This is a genomic window from Cognaticolwellia aestuarii (assembly GCF_002000025.1).
Taxonomy (GTDB): domain Bacteria; phylum Pseudomonadota; class Gammaproteobacteria; order Enterobacterales; family Alteromonadaceae; genus Cognaticolwellia; species Cognaticolwellia aestuarii.
Genome location: NZ_MUZV01000001.1, coordinates 320,496 through 337,291 on the forward strand (window position 1 = coordinate 320,496; position 16,796 = coordinate 337,291).

The following is a 16,796-nucleotide window of genomic DNA, read 5'->3' on the forward strand; positions in this document are numbered from 1 at the left end:
ACAGATGAAACTAATTATTGTCAGTGGTCGTTCTGGTTCAGGAAAAAGTGTCGCACTGCGTGTTTTAGAAGACTTAGGTTATTACTGTGTCGACAATATCCCTGTCAATTTACTGCCGGCATTAACGCACACCGTTATTAATGATTATGAAAATGTTGCTGTTAGCATCGATGTACGTAACTTGCCTAAAGATCCTAACGATGTGCCAGAAATTATTGATTACCTGCCAAGTGCTGTCGAGTTAAGCCTACTTTATTTAGATGCTGATGATAGCGATCTGATCCGTCGATTTAGTGAAACCCGACGCTTACACCCATTAATCAAACAAAATATTGCTTTAGACCAAGCCATTGCCTTAGAAAAAAAACTGCTTGAGCCTATTGCTAGCCGTGCACACCTATATATTAATACTAGCCAACTTTCACCACATCAACTTGCTGATTTAGTCAGAGAAAGAATTCTAGGTAAAACCTCGGGCTCGATGGTAGTAGTATTTGAATCATTTGGTTTCAAACATGGCGTACCTCAAGATGCTGACTATGTTTTTGATGCTCGATTTTTACCTAATCCTTTTTGGGATAAAGAGCTTAAAGGCTATACCGGCTTAGATAAACCCGTACAGGACTTTCTTGCTAGCCAACCAATTGTCACAAAATTTATATGGCAAATTAACAGCTTTATGATGACTTGGTTGCCACACTTGGAACGTAATAATCGTAGTTATATTACCATCGCTATTGGTTGTACAGGCGGTAAACATCGCTCGGTTTATATCGCAGAGCTATTAGCCAACAATATGCGTAAAGAGCGTAAAGACGTGCAGTCACGTCACCGTGATTTACCCGTTGAGAGCACGTAACTCATTATGACTACGCAATTTAGCCGTGAAGTTGTGATCATCAACAAACTAGGCTTACATGCTAGGGCTGCATCTAAGCTTGCGCAGCTTAGTCAAAAGTTTACTGCGACAGTCACAATAGAGTTAGCTGATAATACTGCAGACGCCAATAGCATTATGGGCTTAATGTTGCTCGCTGGTGCCCAAGGTAAAACAGTTAAGGTTATCGCTTGTGGTGAAGATGCAGAGCAAGCATTAACAGAAATTTGCCAACTATTTAGTGATAAATTTAATGAAACAGAGTAAAAAAGACAAAGTACTTATACCCAAGCCACTTGAAAATGCAGTTTCAGAGTGGTTTGGGTATAGCTGTTCAACCAGTTTTTAAGTCAATAAAAAAGCTGCGAAAAGTGATAAATTACGATAAACTCATTGCTGATAATTATTAGCATTTAACGTAACATTACCTTAATAATTATCCTTCATACTAATAATTTTCAGTTTTCGTTTTTACAACGGCACAAGGTAGCAATATGCCGGAAGTTTCTGAGCAAGATTACAGCCATCAACGCTTACAGCAAGTTAATGATGCCCTCGATAGTGGTATGTTTGTTTATGTCCGCAAATTATTGCAAGACATGCCCGCTTATGATCTCGCCTTATTATTAGAATCTTCACCCACCAAAAGTCGTATCGCACTTTGGCAATTAATTGATGCTGATCACCATGGTGAAGTGCTTGAAGAGCTAAACGAAGAAGTTCGAAAAGGTATACTTAAAAATATTCATCCAGAAAAGATTGCTGCCGTTGCAGAAGGCATGGATGTAGATGATTTAGCAGAAGTATTCAGAACACTACCTGATAGTGTTTATCAGGAAGTTCTCAACGCAATGGACTGGCAAGACCGTAGTCGCGTTGAAGCTGCACTCTCATATGAAGAGGATACCGCCGGCGGTATCATGAATACTGATACCATTTCTATTCGCCCAGATGTTACCGTCGATGTGGTGTTGCGTTATTTACGCTTACGTGGCGAATTGCCTGAAGCTACCGACTCATTTTATGTTGTAGACCGTGAAGATCATTTCATCGGAGCCGTATCATTATCAGCCATTGTGACAGCTAAAGCTGAAACAATAATTTCCAATCTGATAGATGAAGATATCCAAGCAATTACTGCTGATATGAACGAAAAAGACGTTGCACAATTATTCGAGCGTTATGATTGGTTTTCTGCCCCTGTTATCGATGAAGAAGGTCGTTTACTGGGCCGTATCACAGTCGATGATGTTGTCGATATTATTCGTGAAGAAGCAGAGCATTCCATGATGAGTATGGCTGGTCTAGATGATGAAGCCGATACTTTTGCTCCGGTACTAAAAAGTACTCAACGACGTTCAATATGGCTAGGGGTAAACTTGGTTACTGCTCTAATGGCTGTTGCAGTTTCAAGTATGTTTGAAGGCATTTTAAATCAATTGGCCATTTTAGCGGTATTAAACTCACTTGTTCCAAGCATGGGTGGTGTTGCCGGTAATCAAACCTTAACATTAGTTATTCGTGGTATGGCTTTAGGGCATGTTGGTGAAAGTAACTCGCGTATTTTACTCTATAAAGAGCTTGCCATTGGCTTTTTCAACGGTTTAATTTGGTCTGTGTTAATCGCTACTGTCGTCGCTGTTTGGCAGCAAAATTTAATGCTCGGCGCTATTATCGCCTTTGCCATGTTAATGAATATGACCGCTGCTGGCTTAGCAGGTGTTACGATCCCATTGATTTTGAAAAAGATGAATATTGACCCCGCTCTAGCAGGTAGCGTTATTTTAACTACCGTTACCGATGTTGTCGGGATATTTGCCTTTTTGGGCACAGCGACTTTAATGCTAGGATAGAGCAGCCGTCAGTTTTAAGCTGTCAGCTGTCAGTCAAAAAAAGTTTAGTGGCTCAGGACTATTCTTTGCTTTTAACTAAAAGCTGATAGCTATTAACTTCCAGCTTTAATACCTAACTGCCAGCCACTTGCATTTCATTAACAATAATTGAGCCGGTATGAATACTACCACGCATATCAATATCATCTCCTATTGCCATAATACCAGCAAAAATATCTTGTAGCTTTCCAGCAATAGTTATTTCATCAACTGGATAAGCTATCTCGCCATTTTCGACCCAGAAGCCTGCAGCCCCGCGAGAATAATCGCCCGTAACTACATTGACACCTTGTCCCATCATTTCAGTCACTAACAATCCCGTACCCAATGTTTTTAACATGGCGTCAAAGTCACCACCTTGACCAGCGCCTTTCATACCAAGTTGCCAATTATGAATACCGCCGGCATGACCTGTTGTTTGTAAACCCAGTTTACGTGCCGAATAGCTAGTGAGTAGATATGTCGCTAACTTACCGTCGGTAATGATTTCTCGATCAATGGTTGCGACACCTTCAGCATCAAAAGCGCTACTCGCTAAGCCTTTTTTGATATGAGGACGTTCGCTAATATTCAAAAACTCAGGAAATACTTGCTTGCCAATAGAGTCCATCAAAAAAGAGGACTTGCGATATAAATTGCCGCCACTGATAGCAGCAATAAAATGACCAAATAAACTATTAGCAATATCGGCACGAAACATTACAGGCACTTTAGCAGTGGCGAGCTTACGTGCACCTAAACGAGATAAAGCTTCCATCGAGGCCTGTTTACCAATTTTGCTAGCGGTGTCCATTTTGTCAAATTCGCGACTCACCGTATAAGCGTAGTCACGTTGCATATCATCGCCTTGATTAGCGATCATCACACAACTCAAATTATGCCGCGTACTTGGGTAACCAACTAATTGGCCATGACTGTTACCATACACTTTAAAACCTTCATAACTTGCGAGTGTCGCACCGTCTGAATTAGTTATACGCTTATCATAGCTTAGCGCGGTGTCTTCACAGCTTTTAGCAATACTAATTGCTTGCTCAGTTGTTAACGCTTTCGGGTGATATAAATCTAAATCTGGAGGCGACATCGCTAACATGGCTTTATCAGCCATGCCAGAGCAATCATCAACCGAAGTATATTTGGCAATATTGACCGCAGCTTCAATCGCTTGTTTTAATGCTTTTTCTGATAAATCAGCTGTCGAGGCGCTACCCTTTCTGCCGGCTTTGTAAACCGTAATACCTAGCGCACCGTCACTGGTAAATTCTACATTTTCAACTTCACCTAGGCGAGTACTAACACTCAAGCCTTGTGTACGGGTCATAGCAACTTCAGCACCATCGGCGCCCAGTGACTTTGCCAGTGTCATGGCGTCATTAACACGTGTTTTTACATGCTCTATTTGCATTTGAATACTATCAGAATCGCTCATGGGTAAATTATTTCTCACATTTTATCGATACAAACAACAGGAATGTTTTTGCTGGTACAGCTTTGTTGTATACTACAGGTAACAATCACTTTATTACTTAACATTATGCCCCAGTCTGCCAACGATATCGATGAATTAGAAGAAGAATTACTGAGTAAATCAGAAATAAAACGAGAAATGCATCGACTGCAAGACTTTGGCCTTGTCATTGTCAAAATGTCGAAGCATCAACGCAGTAAATTACCACTGACTGATGAGCTTAAAGCTTCCATGGTGCTGGCAGATAAAATTGCCAACAAGCACGAAGCATTGCGTCGCCATGTGCGCCACATTGCTAAAATATTAGCTGAAACTGATCTTGAACCGATTAAACAAGCAATGGATGTTATGGCTAATAAGCATCAACAAGAATCAGTGAAGTTTGATAAATTAGAAAAAATCCGTGATGAACTTATCAGCCAAGGTAATGACAACATCGAAGACTTGCTAGCCCAGTGTGAAACAATGGAAAGACAAAAGCTTCGACAATTAGTGCGCCAGGCAAAAAAAGAGCATAAAGAAGAAAAAGTTGGTAAACATTACCGTGACCTGTTTGCCTACTTAAAAGAGCATGTAATTTTTAACTAAATGCCAACTTGTTTTAACTAAATGCAACTTGAGCTTTAATAAAAACGCCTTGATTTACAAGGCGTTTTTATTTGTCTTTGCGCGATAATACCCGCAGTTATAAAATACTATACTGACTAAACACTTTATAAAGTTCAGTGCCTTGATTAACGCTCGCTGACGCAAAGTGCAAAATAGGGATCACGGGATGATCTAAGCTAATGTAGTGTAATGGGTCGCCATCACCGTAATTATCCATTCGAAGAATTCGAGCTAAAGGCTCTCCTGCCGCTAATGGCTGACCAAATTCAGCTAAATAATCTACCATGCCACCCATTGGTGAATATAATGCTTTGTAATCGGCTAACATGCAGCTATATCGGATCATGCTTTTAGGGTGAAAATCGTTACTCTTTATCACGCCTTGATATTGTAAATAACTTAAAATACCTTGTGCATCTTCATGGGCAACATCTAAATCTATTTGCTCTTGTGAGCCTAATTCAACAGTAAAGCTTTCTTTAATAATTAAATCTTGCGCATAATTAGCATCCGCTTTCGTTATCGAAAAATCACGCCCTAACTGAGCAAACGCAAGCTTTAGCTGCCACCACGGACAAAAAGTTGCTTCATCTAAAGCACCATCAAAACTGTTAGGAATTAACAAGGTATGTGGTATGTCAAAGTACTTGGCACTTTCCTTCGCATATTCGGGACAATATAAATGTTTGCTCGAAATAGGACCGGTATGTAAGTCTAAAACAATATCAGCTTGATGGGCTAATTGCTGTAATTGAAAAGCAATACGCTGCCCAGTAGTTAGACCATAAATATTATGATTTAGCTTTTGCTCTATTTGCTCCAACAGTAAAGCTTTAAAGGCTCGCTCTATTTCAATAGCTGAGTGGCTCAAATAGGCTTGTGCAAAAGGTTCAACGATATCAGCTGCAAAATAGTACATTCGATTCCAGTTAACACCAGTGATGGGATCAAAACGCCCTAAAGTGTACTCACCATTTTTATGGTTACATGCAACAGGATTTGCATAAGGCACTAAAGTAATACTACCGTTAAGTTCAAGTGTTTTTAACTGCTCTAAAAGTTGAAAAATAACCGCATTACCTTGTACTTCTGCGCCATGCATATTCGCTTGAATATAGACATCAGGCCCTTGCTCGTTGCCCTTAATTCGATAAACCGGTACAGTTAACGCCGCACCACTCGCCATTTCACCGACGTGCATAACTTCTTTACAAACTACATTCATAAATAACCTTTATTCTGGCCATTCAGCCCTATCAACGTAAATACCATGATGCAGGTGCTACTGCTCGCACCTGCTCAATTTTACCCTGCTGTAAAACATATTCAGCAGCCACTTGATGACAAAGAAAAAATGGCATACTTTCCGTAAAACCATAAGCACCAGACAAACCAAAAACTAACTGATCACCAACACCAACATCATCAGCTAGCGCCAATGTCCCCAATTTATCTAAGCTAGTACAAAGTGGGCCATGCAAATCAAAGTAACATGGGGTTGCTGTAGACTCCCTAAGCATAGCTACTGGAAATGGCTGCTCAGTAATTGCAGGGCGTAATAAATGATTAATCCCCCCTGCTAGTACTAATTGTTGTTGCTGAAAATTCTGCTTACGATCGACCACAGAAGTTACGTAATAGCCCATTTCAGCAACGGCATAACGACCTAACTCTAACCAAAGCTCACTGACACCAGCACGCGCTTTTATTATTGCTAAGTCATTAATAATTGTCGGCCAACTCAAACCTTGCTCTGTTTGTAGATAGTCAACACCTAAGCCACCGCCTAAATCTAATACTTCTAAATTCATGCCCAAATTTTCAGCTAAGGTTAATAGTGGCGTAACCATTTGCGACCACAACTCAAACATACGAGCATTGCTGAGCATATTTCCCCATTGAAAAATATGTAAACCATTGATATTCAATGCTGAAAAATCAGCTACCTTGATTGTTTGCCATTCATCACAAGATAAGCCAAAAGCCGTAACTTCATTACCACCTAAGGGGTTTTTTTCCCCCTCTTGCCATTGCAATTGCACTCTTAATAGTACTTGTGGTCGACAAGAGAGTTCATTAGCTGCTTGGTTTAGCCATTGTAGTTGGTTTAAACTTTCAACCACGAAAGTGCGTACACCTTGGCGTAAAAAGCCTTTCATCTGTGATTTTGACTTTGCTGGGCCTGTATTTAAGATGCGATCTGCAGCAATATCTTGCGCTAAGACTTGGCTCAATTCGCCTTGGCTAGCAACATCAAAATTAAAGCCTTGCTGCCCTAAGGTTTGTATTACTCGCGACAAAGGGTTTGCCTTAACAGCAAACCAAAGCTTAATAACATCTTGTTGCATGAGCAGCGATAAATGTTGCTTAAGAGAATCTAAATCATAAAGAAAAAAACCTGTTTCATCTTCAGTTATATCATCACTAGGCGGCATTGAATCACGGTGCTTATTCAGTGATGCCATTAAGCTAGCGCTAAGCCAACTAGGCCTAGCCTTATCATTTAACATTTCAGTCATTATTTTTCCTAACGCAGTACTGATTCAAGCTCTAAAGCAGCATTACTTTTTTCATCACGATATTTAACAATTAGCGCACAAGCCATATTAAGCCCGTGTTGCTCAGCCCAAGCGCCAGCAACAGGACGCGTACCGGGCACAACCACGGCATTTTCAGGAATATCGGCTCCTTTGGCTAACATTAAGTTATTAACGCAATCATAAACAGGTACTGATGCAGATAACGAAACGCCTGGCGCTAAAACTGCGCCTTTTTTCACTACAATACCTTCAACAATAATTACGCCTGCACTTAAGAATGCATTATCTTCAATAATCACTGGACTCGCGCCGATAGGTTCCAACACACCACCAATTTGTACCGCCGCAGAAACATGCACATTCTTACCTATTTGCGCACATGAACCTATCAATGCATGGCTATCAACCATAGTACCGCTGTCAACAAATGCACCAACATTAATATAAGCGGGTGGCATAATAATCACACCTGGCGCGACATAAGCACCACGACGAACTGACGATCCTCCTGGTACCATTCTCACTTGATCACCAACGGTAAATTCACGTGCAGGTAAATTATGTTTATCAACAAAGCCGCGATAAGCCCCCTCGAACTCAGTATTTTCTCCGGCTTTAAATGCCGCTAAAATAGCATGTTTAACATCAGTGTTAACTTGCCAGTGGCCATTGCTATCTTGTACTGCTGCTCGAGTTTTACCGGTTTCTAAATCTGTTAATGTTTGCTGCCAAGTCATGAAATTAGGTCTCGTAAGTTAGTTTCTGCTAAAGGGGAATGTAACGCAGTACCGCTATCAGAGCGATGCCTCTGCGATACCGTATTTATCGGTTGGCTAAGCAGCCATTGTTGAATTCTTTGGTCAATAGCTTGTAAGCCATGCTCTTCTGTAAGCTCGTCTTGGCAAAGCGGCAAACGTAGCGTCGCTGAGCTAATAACGTTCAATTTAGCGAGTAACACTTTTACTGCAATTGGACTCGTCACTTGAAATAATGCCGAGATTGCTTGATGCCAGAGAGGAAAGAGACCAGCATGATTTTTAGCTAAAGCTAACTCGACATATCTACGGGTTGCTTCAGGCCAAACGTTGGCACAAACAGATACTAAGCCTTTAACATCTGCCGCCGCGAGATACGGCATCATGGCATCTTCGCCACTATATAGTTCAACATTTGGGCAATGCTCGCGATACGCTAATAGCTTATTAAGATCACCGCTAGCTTCTTTTAAGGCCCAGCAATTTTCATGATTTTGTACTTGCTGCAAAGCGCTAAGGGCAATCTCGCCGCCCGTTCTTGACGGCACGTTATACAACATACAAGGCAGTTTAGCGCTATCAAGTAACGCGTTAAACCATGCAGCTTGCCCCTTCGGACCTGGCTTGGCGTAAATAGGGCTAGTGAGTAAATAAGCACTGATCGGTAATTGGTTACATTGCTCTATCCAAGCACACTGTTCATTGAGATTATAGCCTCCTACCGCAACCATCAATGGCACGTCTAATGACATGGCGCTAACATATTCAACAATTGTTAAACGCTCTTTAGCGGATAACGCGATACCTTCTCCCGTGCTACCCAATAACAAAATGCCATTTTTTGCCTGGTTTTGCTGTAACGCCAAGTGCTTTAAACTGGCATAATCAATTGCACCATCAGCAAATAATGGCGTGATCAAAGCAGTCCAGACCAAAGGCTGATCTGTAAGCGAATTATATTTTATAGATTCTTTTTGATTCATTGCTCTCGAACTCTTGTGTTCGGAGAACTTTTAGGCGCTTGCACAGGCAAAATTTCAGGACGAAATTTGGCCTTTACAAAGGCCAGAAGCTCTCCACCTAGTAAGGTGACAGTTGCAAGGATTCAACCTAATACTCAATTGTTTCTTTATTAACAATCAAGCTTTGACAACCGATATTGGTATCATCAAAAATACCATTACCTCGGCGCTATACCCCCTCATTATTGCTCTTTAGAGTTTGATCTCTTCACAATAACTACCTGGTTAACGCTCCTCTTCTGGCCCTTTCATCGTTCGATTGATGTTTTACTATCAATCTCACTGGAATAAGGGACTACAATATTAAAACATTTAAATCTAAGCACAGTCAATAGACGTCTATACGTATATTGATATTTTAATCTAACCATTTGACAATGTTGATTTTATTTCTTTTTCCAATAAAGGAATACGATCTTGTCCCCAATAGCTAGATTGACCATAAGTAAAGCAAGGGACGCCCCAAAGGTTTAACTTATTCAACGCCACTTGATTAACATCAGCCCATTGCTGCCAATCATGATCTTGCTCAAAAGCACGGGCATCATCGACATTTAAAGTTAATCTTTTCATTATCTTATCAACACTTTTAGCATCGGCTAGTTCAATGCCATCCACATAAATTGCTCGAAAACATGCCAGCATATATTCCGTTCCTTTGCCCTGTAGTTCTGCCCAAGCAAAAAAGCGATAAGCATTAATAACACCATCACCTAACGGATCAACAAAACCGGTAAATTCAATGTTTAGCTTTTTAGCTTCGCGCACTGAATCAAGATAAATATACTTTTGTTTAACCATAGGAATCGATGCACCACGCATTAATAAAGGCAATACAGGCTTAATAATAAGTTCAAGGTGATGACGTTTAGCCAAATCAATCGCTTGCACAAAGCCTAAATACGAATAGGGGCTACGTAATGATAAATACACCACTAAAGGCTCCGACTGAATACTACCCACTTGTGTGATTTTCGTCTTAATACTATTCGCTATACAATGTGCTGTATCTTCTGTATCTGCTGTATTTTCAAGTCTAACGCCCGGCAAAAGTGCAGTCGTTGCATGCTCAATTAACCCAAGCTTCAAGAGCAGGCCTTCAAAATGGTATAAACGGTCAACCCCTACAAACCAATGGCCAGCAAAAAAAATATTGGCTGGGGCATAATGCCCTTTATCTTGCAAACGTATTTGATTCTTAACTTGATGATTTATTGGCGGTGTCGAAGTTTGAAGGTGTTCGGTATAATGATCTCCCCAAGTTTTTATAAAAATTTGCTCTGCATTTTCGATGTTATTTACCACTTGTTGCCAAGTTTGTTGCCCTGTGGTTAATACAGCTAATGAAGGCTCTTGTGTAATACGTACTAATTGATACTGATCGGCCGTTAAGTTTGCATCTTTAATTGCCCATTGCCGATAAAGTTTTGGTGTAATAGTGACACCGGGTAACGCGCCCCAAATAAAAAGCACTTTAAAATTAATATCATACTGCTTTACTAAACGCGATAGCATTTGAACCAACATAAAGCTATGCGGATCATTGAGTGACAAATAGACTTCAGCTTGCGCTTTTTGGCCTAAAAAGCGTCCAAGTATGAAGTAACGAAAAACTAATATTTCTTGTCTAAATTGACTATGTAGCCATTTTATTTTTAATCGTAATAACGTTTTACTAAAAATAGCTATCTCCTGATGGACTAATGATGGCGAGATAATTAAATTCGCGTAGAATACGCAACATTATGACATATTAATTTCAACGACGATGCTTATTTGTATAGAACTTGTACAAACAAGTAACTGTAAATTAGTAACATTTAGCATCCAACAGGTACCTTCATGGCAATAAGCAATATAAACCAATTATTAATCCGTAATCTTGAGGCTTTAGTAGCAACACGACCTCTGTTGGTTAATATTGCCGACGACGGTTTTATTGCACAATATTTAGCCCAACATAGTGTAATTCAACTCGATAGCTACCATAGTAATTACGCAGAATACCAAGCAACAAAGCGCATAGCTAATCCCCGCGTACAAAGTCACTTTGCAGTTCAATACCAGGCAAAAAGTCGACACGACTTAGCAATTATTCATTTCCCCAAAAGCAAAGCCGAGTTTGGCTTCACTTTAGCTATGCTGGCCGAGTCAATGTTGGAAGATGCTACCATTATCATCGTTGGAGAAAATAAAGGTGGTATAAAATCAGCAGCCAAGTTAAGCCATGACTACTTAACATTTTGCAATAAAGTCGACAACGCACGGCATTGTTTAATGTATATAGGTAGATTTAAAGCATCGCTTGCTCACTTTGATCTAGAAAAATTCTATAAATATTATTCAATACAAATACAAGAAAAACAGCTACAAGTAGCCGCACTACCTGGCGTTTTTAGCCAAAACGCTTTAGATATAGGTACCGAAGTCTTGTTAGCTCACCTGCCTGAAAAAATGAGCGGAAAAGTGTTAGATTTTGGCTGCGGCGCTGGTGTTATTGCAGCCTACATAGCGACTATGTACCCAGAAACAAAACTATCTTTAGTTGATGTCAGCGCTTTAGCCTTGCACTCAGCACAGAAAACATTAACTTTAAATCAATTAACGGGTGAATACATTGCTTCAGACAGTTTATCAAATGTGCAAGAGCGCTATGACTTTGTTATCTCTAATCCGCCTTTCCACCAAGGGGTAAAAACACATTATGCTGCTACCGAACTTTTTTTAGCGCAAATTAAGCAAAACTTGCATAAAAATGCCTGTATTACTATTGTTGCTAACAGCTTTTTAAAATATGCGCCAATCATGGAAAAGGCGATAGGTAAAACAAAAACTTTAGCTGTCGAAAAAGGCTTTGCCATTTATCAATGCGACCTAAATAACAACAGCTTAAAAAATAACTAAAACAAAATCATTGTTGAAAGCAATAAGGTTTTCTACAATCAATTTAATACCAACAATTAATTGAGTTTAGGATTGTATGCCACCAACCAAACCTATTTGGTCTATTCGCCGGATTTGCCTGATCTCAATCATCGGCTTTGTTTCTCTATTATCTATAATTAGCATTTCAATATTATCTCAGCAATATATCAATAGTTACAATACATTAGCGGCAAGTCACATCCAATACTGGGCAAATACTCTAGCCGATGAAAGCCAAGACTATTTAATTAATTCAGAACGACAAGCGCTAAATGATAATTTATCTGTTGCTGAGAAAATTCCTAATTTGAATTACCTGCATATTTATCAACGCAACAAGCAAACAGAAAATGTTGAGCTTTTCTACAGTTATAAACGCAACGAACGTCGCTCAGCTATTGCCGAAAAATCAAATAACTACGCACACTTATCGGTGCCAAGGTTTAAAGAAAAATACGTCGAGTATATGCAAGCAATTAAAGTAGGTGAACAAGTCATTGGCTACGTTTACCTTCAAAGTAATACCGAACATATCGCATTGCTCAGTGACAAGTTACTTATTACCAGTACTGTGCTCATTGTTATCATCATTATTATTGCTATCTTCATTGCATTGCAGCTTGAACGTTATATTAGTGCGCCATTTTTGACCTTAATTAACACCATACAAATTGCTTCTCGACAAAAGAATTTTAAGCAGCAATGCCAAACTATGCCGTATCGTGAGGCCGATATGTTAGGCCGAAACATTAATATCCTATTTACACGTATGGAAAAACACATTGCACAATTAGACGCAGCAGAACAGCAAAGTATTGAGCACTCGCATGAATTAGAAGACAAAATCAACAAACGTACAGCAGCACTGAAAGAGTCAAATCAAGATTTACTTTCAACCTTAGAGAAGCTCCACCAATTTCAGGGGCAGTTAGTAGAAAGTGAAAAAATGGCTTCTTTAGGCGACATGGTTGCAGGCGTTGCCCATGAAGTAAACACACCGATAGGCCTTGGAGTAACAGCCTCAACGTTATTAGCTGATAGGCTCGAAGATATTAAAACCGATTTTGAAAATAAAACCTTAAAATCGAGCCAATTAAAGAAATTTCTTAATGAAGGTAGTGAAAATGTCGCCATTATCTATCGCAACTTAAACCGAGCAGCCGATCTTATTTCGAGTTTTAAAAAAGTTGCTGTAGACCAATCAAGCGAAGAAGTACGTACTTTCAAAGTCAAAGAACTGCTCAGTGAAGTGTTACTCACCCTCAGACCACAACTACACTGTTTACCTTATGCTATTGCCATTGACTGCCCTGATAACTTAACAATTGCCAGCAAACCAGGACCTATCAATCAAATTTTAATTAATTTAATCATGAATTCCGTCATTCATGGTTTTGAAAACAGAGAAAGCGGTCAAATATCAATAACGGTAATGCCACTTAGTAACCAACTTAACATTCTTTTTAAAGATGATGGCCATGGCGTTGATGAGTCAATAAAGAATAAAGTTTTTGAACCTTTTACTACCACAAAACGCGGTGAAGGCGGCAGTGGCTTAGGCTTACATTTAGTCTATAATTTAGTAACCCAAGCGCTCGGCGGTACTATAGTTTTAAACAGTGAGTTAGGTAAAGGCGTTAGTGTTGAAATTAACTTTCCGATTAACTAGAACTTTGATCTGAGTTGAATCACAGCAACTAGAATAGCGATAAAATTGCCTTTTTAGTCACCTTGCTAGTGATTGTTTTTTAACTACCGCTTTTATATTATTAGCCGATATTTAAAGCCAATGAAATAGTCTATAATAACCAAGGTCAGCACATTAGCACTTAACTTATTCATTTTAAAAATATTAAATTTGACAGAACTGGACAATTAACATGCAAAAACCGCATATACTCATCGTAGAAGACGAAGACGTAACACGCTTTAATCTGCGAAATCTATTTGAAGCTGAAGGCTATCAAGTATCAGAAGCAATAGATGGTGACAGCATGGAGAAGCAGCTACAAAGTAATAACGTTAATTTAGTTATTATGGATATCAATTTACCTGGAAAAAACGGTTTATTACTAGCTCGTGAATTAACCAAAAACAATAACTTGGCATTAATTTTCCTCACAGGCCGTGATAGCGACATTGACAAAATTCTTGGCTTAGAAATTGGTGCCGATGACTACCTTACTAAACCATTTAATCCTCGTGAATTAACCATCCGCGCACGCAATATTTTAAACCGTATATTGCCAAGCAATGTGGAAAAAGATGATGCCATTATTTATTTTAATCAGTGGTCACTTAATGGCAATTCACGAAAAATGATCACTCCAGATAATAGAGAAATATCAATTCCTCGTGGCGAATACCGAGCATTACGCTTGCTCATTGCTAATGCGGGACAGATTGTTACTCGCCAGCAGTTGATCAAAGAAATGACCGGGCGAGATTTACGCTCAAACGATCGGACAGTCGATGTAACGATTCGACGTTTACGTAAACACTTTGAATCAGTGTCAGACGCTCCTGAATTAATCAACACTATTCACGGTGAAGGCTATCGATTTATTGGTCAGGTAGATAAAGTCGCAAGCACTAACAACTAGCTTGCGAATACAGCTTATTGATCGCTAAGCCATTGCTGAAATACATCAATGGCTTGTTGGTTGAGCTCGGTTAATACACGTAAATGAGCCGCTTTTACTGGCCAATCTTCAGTAGACTTTTCAATAACAACAAGCTTTTGATGCACTTGCGATAAACCAGCACTTGCCGCCGATCCCTTGATTTTATGACAATGCTCTTGCCAAGCTTTTTGATCCTCAGCAACGATAGCAGTATCTATAGCAGCTAAATACAGCGAAGACTGTTGAATATACAGATCTAACATTTGCTGAATAACCGCTATATCTAATGCTTCTAAATAACCATTGATTAAGCTTAAATCTAATTGTTCCGTTGCTATCATGAAGTCTCCTAAGTGACTGCTGAGTTCATCGTTAAGTCGCTCTAATCTTACGACAAGCAAAACTAAACCTCAATGTAACTGATCTCGCTATCTTGGCTATTTCATTGCGCAAAAACAAAATAAAGGCAATTATTTATAGCTTTCTCTAGCGTAAATAAAGTAATGACAGGTTTGCATAATCGCCTAACTTTGCAATAAAAATTGCTGGCGAGTTATCAGCTGCTTTATTACATCAATTAAATACAACTATCATATTCTTCAACAATATCATCAGCGCTATTACAAACATTGCTTTTGACTGGTATTTCGTTCAAAATGGCGCCCTTTTTAAGGTCATTGCATTATATTCCATATTTAATAATATTTGTGGAAACTATCGCGCTTTAAGATAGCAATGCCAATTATAATTCTACTATGTACTGAAGTTACCATGATAGCCCTTTACTTAGTGCACAAGCGAACAGCGGAGTCAAAATGCCAACATTAATGCCTGATATAGCAAATCACACCACAGCTCAAACTGAGGGGACTTTGGATTGGGTCGGCATGAGCAACATAGAAATGCCCATCATGGTTGCCTCACAAGGGCAATCAGAACGTATGGTTTCAGCCTACGTAGACGCGTTTGTAAACCTTAAAGAGCCAAAAGCTAAAGGCATTCATATGTCACGCTTATACCTACTCCTTGACGAATTATCAAACTCAGATGTATTAACACATCAAAGCTTAGTAACACTATTAGATGGTTTCATTAGCAGCCATGAAGAATTAAGTGATAACGCTAAAGTTAAATTTAGCTTTGATTACCACCTGCGTCGTAAGTCACTTATTAGTGGTAAACAAGGTTGGAAAGCTTACCCAGTTACCATCACCGGACGCTTAAATAAAGGCAAGCTTGATATCGAGCTTTCACTTGACGTGCGTTATTCTTCTACATGCCCATGCTCAGCAGCATTGGCTCGTCAGTTAATACAAAAAGCTTTTAAAGATAAATTTTCCAATGAAGCTAGTGTTGACTTAGAAACAGTACACGAATGGCTAGGTACTACCGAAGGGGTAGTTGCAACACCTCATAGCCAACGCTCTGTTGCTGAAATTAAAGTGAAGCTTAATAGTTCAACTACTGAGTTTCCAATTACTGAGCTTGTTGACTTAATTGAAAACTCATTAAAAACACCAGTACAAGCCGCAGTAAAACGTGAAGACGAACAAGAATTCGCCCGTTTAAATGGTCAAAACCTTATGTTTTGTGAAGATGCAGCTCGTCGTTTACAACACACGATGAACGCATCAACACAATTTGATGACTTCTGGTTACGCATTAACCATTTAGAGTCGTTACATGCTCATGATGCCGTGAGTGTTACCACTAAAGGTCTAGTTGATGGCTACCAAGCCTAATAATGTTGTTTTAGTTACTATTGAATCAGCTTAATCACTTCACTAGCTTAATTACACACTAACCAACAACACAATAGAGCCTCTTAATCATCAGAAAATGATCAAGAGGCTTTTTTATACCCACTTGCTAATGCCAGCAGTCACCCCATCTTGACATCGTACCATCATAGCCATTTTAACCATTAATCTCCCTATTACTGAAAAAACCATGCAGCAGCAACATGAATAAACAGTGAATAAAAAATTATTAAAATTTGTTTTTTATAAAACTTTTAAAATGTAATAAAATTACAACATATGCGATAGGTGATGGTGGGCTGTATATTTTTTCTTATAAAGTAA

The 16,796-nt window shown here is 39.3% G+C and carries 15 protein-coding genes and 1 riboswitch; of the genes, 8 read left to right on the forward strand and 7 right to left on the reverse strand.

What is annotated here, in order from left to right:
* Positions 1 to 4: 4 nt before the first annotated feature.
* From rapZ to mgtE, 3 genes are all read left to right on the forward strand, one after another.
* On the forward strand, positions 5 to 859 hold the full coding sequence (rapZ, locus tag B0169_RS01460) for an RNase adapter RapZ (RefSeq protein ID WP_077283996.1): 855 nt from the start codon (positions 5 to 7) through the stop codon (positions 857 to 859).
* Positions 860 to 865: 6 nt separating this feature from the next.
* The gene (locus tag B0169_RS01465) at positions 866 to 1,144 is read left to right on the forward strand and encodes an HPr family phosphocarrier protein (RefSeq protein WP_077283998.1); all 279 of its coding nucleotides are present in this window, start codon (positions 866 to 868) and stop codon (positions 1,142 to 1,144) included.
* 227 nt (positions 1,145 to 1,371) lie between these two features.
* Complete coding sequence (gene mgtE, locus B0169_RS01470) at positions 1,372 to 2,730, forward strand: magnesium transporter (RefSeq protein WP_077284000.1); 1,359 nt, start codon at positions 1,372 to 1,374, stop codon at positions 2,728 to 2,730.
* Between the two features lie 112 nt (positions 2,731 to 2,842).
* Here the strand turns inward: mgtE and pmbA are convergent, their stop codons facing one another.
* Positions 2,843 to 4,198 carry a metalloprotease PmbA gene (gene pmbA / locus B0169_RS01475; protein ID WP_077284522.1) on the reverse strand — a complete coding sequence of 452 codons (1,356 nt, stop codon included), beginning with the start codon at positions 4,196 to 4,198 and terminating at the stop codon, positions 2,843 to 2,845.
* Between the two features lie 105 nt (positions 4,199 to 4,303).
* Here pmbA and yjgA point away from each other — a divergent pair, with 105 nt between their 5' ends.
* A complete protein-coding gene (gene yjgA / locus B0169_RS01480) occupies positions 4,304 to 4,825 on the forward strand; it encodes a ribosome biogenesis factor YjgA (RefSeq protein WP_077284002.1) in 522 nt (173 codons plus the stop codon).
* A gap of 97 nt (positions 4,826 to 4,922) precedes the next feature.
* Here yjgA and B0169_RS01485 read toward each other — a convergent pair whose 3' ends face one another.
* The 5 genes from B0169_RS01485 to B0169_RS01505 all read right to left on the reverse strand — a co-directional run bounded on the left by B0169_RS01485 (position 4,923) and on the right by B0169_RS01505 (position 10,690).
* Positions 4,923 to 6,071 (reverse strand): succinylglutamate desuccinylase/aspartoacylase family protein, encoded by a 1,149-nt coding sequence (locus tag B0169_RS01485; RefSeq protein ID WP_077284004.1) that lies wholly within the window; start codon positions 6,069 to 6,071, stop codon positions 4,923 to 4,925.
* A 31-nt stretch (positions 6,072 to 6,102) separates the two neighbouring features.
* Positions 6,103 to 7,281: a PLP-dependent decarboxylase gene (locus B0169_RS01490; RefSeq protein WP_077284523.1), complete on the reverse strand. Its 1,179-nt coding sequence runs from the start codon at positions 7,279 to 7,281 to the stop codon at positions 6,103 to 6,105.
* Between the two features lie 92 nt (positions 7,282 to 7,373).
* A complete protein-coding gene (locus B0169_RS01495) occupies positions 7,374 to 8,123 on the reverse strand; it encodes a 2,3,4,5-tetrahydropyridine-2,6-dicarboxylate N-succinyltransferase (RefSeq protein WP_077284006.1) in 750 nt (249 codons plus the stop codon).
* Complete coding sequence (gene dapA / locus B0169_RS01500) at positions 8,120 to 9,124, reverse strand: 4-hydroxy-tetrahydrodipicolinate synthase (RefSeq protein ID WP_077284008.1); 1,005 nt, start codon at positions 9,122 to 9,124, stop codon at positions 8,120 to 8,122. The genes B0169_RS01495 and dapA overlap by 4 nt, the downstream gene beginning before the upstream one ends.
* 78 nt (positions 9,125 to 9,202) lie before the next feature.
* A riboswitch (Lysine riboswitch) is annotated at positions 9,203 to 9,410 on the reverse strand.
* A gap of 116 nt (positions 9,411 to 9,526) precedes the next feature.
* A complete protein-coding gene (locus B0169_RS01505) occupies positions 9,527 to 10,690 on the reverse strand; it encodes a DsbA family protein (protein WP_077284009.1) in 1,164 nt (387 codons plus the stop codon).
* A 315-nt stretch (positions 10,691 to 11,005) separates the two neighbouring features.
* On the opposite strand from B0169_RS01505, the gene B0169_RS01510 reads away from it, so the two are divergent.
* The 3 genes from B0169_RS01510 to arcA all read left to right on the forward strand — a co-directional run bounded on the left by B0169_RS01510 (position 11,006) and on the right by arcA (position 14,691).
* Positions 11,006 to 12,067 carry a methyltransferase gene (locus B0169_RS01510; protein ID WP_077284011.1) on the forward strand — a complete coding sequence of 354 codons (1,062 nt, stop codon included), beginning with the start codon at positions 11,006 to 11,008 and terminating at the stop codon, positions 12,065 to 12,067.
* A gap of 76 nt (positions 12,068 to 12,143) precedes the next feature.
* The gene (locus B0169_RS01515; RefSeq protein WP_077284013.1) at positions 12,144 to 13,757 is read left to right on the forward strand and encodes a sensor histidine kinase; all 1,614 of its coding nucleotides are present in this window, start codon (positions 12,144 to 12,146) and stop codon (positions 13,755 to 13,757) included.
* 211 nt (positions 13,758 to 13,968) lie between these two features.
* Positions 13,969 to 14,691 (forward strand): two-component system response regulator ArcA, encoded by a 723-nt coding sequence (gene arcA / locus B0169_RS01520; RefSeq protein ID WP_077284015.1) that lies wholly within the window; start codon positions 13,969 to 13,971, stop codon positions 14,689 to 14,691.
* A gap of 14 nt (positions 14,692 to 14,705) precedes the next feature.
* Here arcA and B0169_RS01525 read toward each other — a convergent pair whose 3' ends face one another.
* Positions 14,706 to 15,053, reverse strand: a complete 348-nt coding sequence (locus B0169_RS01525) for an Hpt domain-containing protein (RefSeq protein WP_077284017.1) — start codon at positions 15,051 to 15,053, stop codon at positions 14,706 to 14,708.
* A 474-nt stretch (positions 15,054 to 15,527) separates the two neighbouring features.
* Here B0169_RS01525 and folE2 point away from each other — a divergent pair, with 474 nt between their 5' ends.
* Positions 15,528 to 16,454 carry a GTP cyclohydrolase FolE2 gene (gene folE2, locus B0169_RS01530; protein ID WP_077284019.1) on the forward strand — a complete coding sequence of 309 codons (927 nt, stop codon included), beginning with the start codon at positions 15,528 to 15,530 and terminating at the stop codon, positions 16,452 to 16,454.
* The last annotated feature ends 342 nt before the right edge of the window (positions 16,455 to 16,796 follow it).

Bases quoted from the DNA above. Each gene is read 5' to 3' on its own strand.
- rapZ (WP_077283996.1), top strand. From the start codon at position 5: ATGAAACTAATTATTGTCAGTGGTCGTTCTGGTTCAGGAAAAAGTGTC.
- B0169_RS01465 (WP_077283998.1), top strand. From the start codon at position 866: ATGACTACGCAATTTAGCCGTGAAGTTGTGATCATCAACAAACTAGGC.
- mgtE (WP_077284000.1), top strand. From the start codon at position 1,372: ATGCCGGAAGTTTCTGAGCAAGATTACAGCCATCAACGCTTACAGCAA.
- pmbA (WP_077284522.1), bottom strand. From the start codon at position 4,198: ATGAGCGATTCTGATAGTATTCAAATGCAAATAGAGCATGTAAAAACA.
- yjgA (WP_077284002.1), top strand. From the start codon at position 4,304: ATGCCCCAGTCTGCCAACGATATCGATGAATTAGAAGAAGAATTACTG.
- B0169_RS01485 (WP_077284004.1), bottom strand. From the start codon at position 6,071: ATGAATGTAGTTTGTAAAGAAGTTATGCACGTCGGTGAAATGGCGAGT.
- B0169_RS01490 (WP_077284523.1), bottom strand. From the start codon at position 7,281: ATGCCGCCTAGTGATGATATAACTGAAGATGAAACAGGTTTTTTTCTT.
- B0169_RS01495 (WP_077284006.1), bottom strand. From the start codon at position 8,123: ATGACTTGGCAGCAAACATTAACAGATTTAGAAACCGGTAAAACTCGA.
- dapA (WP_077284008.1), bottom strand. From the start codon at position 9,124: ATGAATCAAAAAGAATCTATAAAATATAATTCGCTTACAGATCAGCCT.
- B0169_RS01505 (WP_077284009.1), bottom strand. From the start codon at position 10,690: ATGTTGGTTCAAATGCTATCGCGTTTAGTAAAGCAGTATGATATTAAT.
- B0169_RS01510 (WP_077284011.1), top strand. From the start codon at position 11,006: ATGGCAATAAGCAATATAAACCAATTATTAATCCGTAATCTTGAGGCT.
- B0169_RS01515 (WP_077284013.1), top strand. From the start codon at position 12,144: ATGCCACCAACCAAACCTATTTGGTCTATTCGCCGGATTTGCCTGATC.
- arcA (WP_077284015.1), top strand. From the start codon at position 13,969: ATGCAAAAACCGCATATACTCATCGTAGAAGACGAAGACGTAACACGC.
- B0169_RS01525 (WP_077284017.1), bottom strand. From the start codon at position 15,053: ATGATAGCAACGGAACAATTAGATTTAAGCTTAATCAATGGTTATTTA.
- folE2 (WP_077284019.1), top strand. From the start codon at position 15,528: ATGCCAACATTAATGCCTGATATAGCAAATCACACCACAGCTCAAACT.